The sequence below is a fragment of the Streptomyces sp. NPDC005899 genome (assembly GCF_040629645.1).
Classification (GTDB): Bacteria; Actinomycetota; Actinomycetes; order Streptomycetales; family Streptomycetaceae; genus Streptomyces.
Map to the genome: position 1 here is coordinate 1 of NZ_JBEXWB010000662.1, position 1,579 is coordinate 1,579.

Here is a 1,579-nt window from a genome sequence, read left to right on the forward strand (position 1 = left end):
CCCGGTCACCGTGACGGTGACCGGGGCCCCTCAAGTGCGCCCGCCGTCGGCTGACGCAGCTCGGCCGGCTTCGTGCGCTCGCCGTCCACCTTCTCCGTGCGCACCAGCTCGCCCCAGACGATGTAGCGGTACTTCGACGTGTAGACCGGCGTGCAGGTCGTCAGCGTGATGTAGCGGCCGGGCTTCTTCACACCCGACTCCTTCGGCACCGGCGCGATCGCTGCGACGTCGTACTTCGACGTCTCCGGCAGCTCCGCGTAGACCTTGTAGACGTACCAGGTGTCCTTGGTCTCGAAGACGATCGCGTCGCCCTTCCGCACCTTGTCGATGTTGTGGAACTTGGCTCCGTGCCCGTCACGGTGGGCGGCGAGCGCGAAGTTGCCCCGTGCGTCCGAGGGGAGCGCCGACTTCACGGGGTCGGTGTAGTAACCGGCGATGCCGTTGTTGAGGGTCTCGGTGTCGGTGCCCTTCTTGACCAGCACCTCGCCGTTCTCCATCGCGGGCACGTGGAGGAAGCCGATGCCGTCCTTCGTGTCGAGCGCACCCGGCCCCCGGCCTTGTGCCCAGTGGTCGCGGACGGTATCCCCCTGCTTGCCGGCCTCACGATCGGCGAGGACGTTGGTCCACCACAGCGAGTAGACGACGAAGAGGCCCAGCACGAGACCGGCGGTGATCAGCAGCTCGCCGAAGAGGCTCACCGCTGTCGCCACGGGATGGCGGCTCCGGCGCCGCACCGGAGGCGCCGACTCCTCGGCACGCTCGTCCTGCCCGGTCCTCGCTGCCACCGCACCCGCCCCTGTCGTGATGTCGTCCGGCCCGCCTCAGCCGACGAGTGCGTCGGGCTTCCCCTTGCTGCGCGGCCGCTCCTCGACCATCTTGCCCCACACGATCATTCGGTACGTACTCGTGAATTCCGGGGTGCAGGTCGTCAGCGTGATGTATCTGCCAGGGCCGGTGAAGCCGGACTGCCGCGGCACGGGATCGATGACGGAGATGTTGGAGGGTGATGTCTGCGGAAGGATGCCGGTCATCTCGTACGTGTAGTACGCGTCCTGCGTCTCGACCACGATCGGGTCACCGGGCTTCAGCTTGTTGATGTACCGGAACGGCTCGCCGTGGGTGTTGCGGTGACCGGCCACCGCGAAGTTGCCCTGCTTCGCCGAGGGCATCGCGGTCTTCAGCTTGCCCTCGCCGTAGTGACCGACCATCCCGCGGTCGAGGACCTTCTCGTTGCTGATGCCCTCGGCGACCGGCGCGACGACGTCCAGCTTCGGAATGTGCATGATGGCGAAACCCTGTCCGGGCTCGAAGACCCCCGGCGTACGCGCGCCGCTCGCCCACCCGTCCTGGATCTTGTGCGTTTCGCGCCCGGCGATCTGGTCGGCCCGGACGTTCGTCCACCAGAGCTGGTAGGTGACGAACAGCAGCATGAGCACGCCGAAGGTGATGAACACTTCGCCGACGACCCGGCTGGCCACGACCGCCGGGCTGTCCTTGGCCGCACGGGCCGCGCGCCGGGCCTCCAGGCGGGACATCGGTACGGGAGGGCCCGCCGCGGCGGCGTCCGCCGGGCGCGGGG

Annotated in this window: 2 protein-coding genes; both read right to left on the reverse strand. The window is 68.5% G+C overall.

Translation table 11 applies throughout. The features are described 5' to 3' along the window. Positions 1-5 precede the first annotated feature (5 nt). Positions 6-785 (reverse strand): class E sortase, encoded by a 780-nt coding sequence (locus tag ABZ371_RS32495; RefSeq protein WP_358686510.1) that lies wholly within the window; start codon positions 783-785, stop codon positions 6-8. Between the two features lie 36 nt (positions 786-821). Beyond that, a partial coding sequence (locus ABZ371_RS32500) for a class E sortase (RefSeq protein WP_358686512.1) occupies positions 822-1,579 on the reverse strand: 758 nt, incomplete at its 5' end.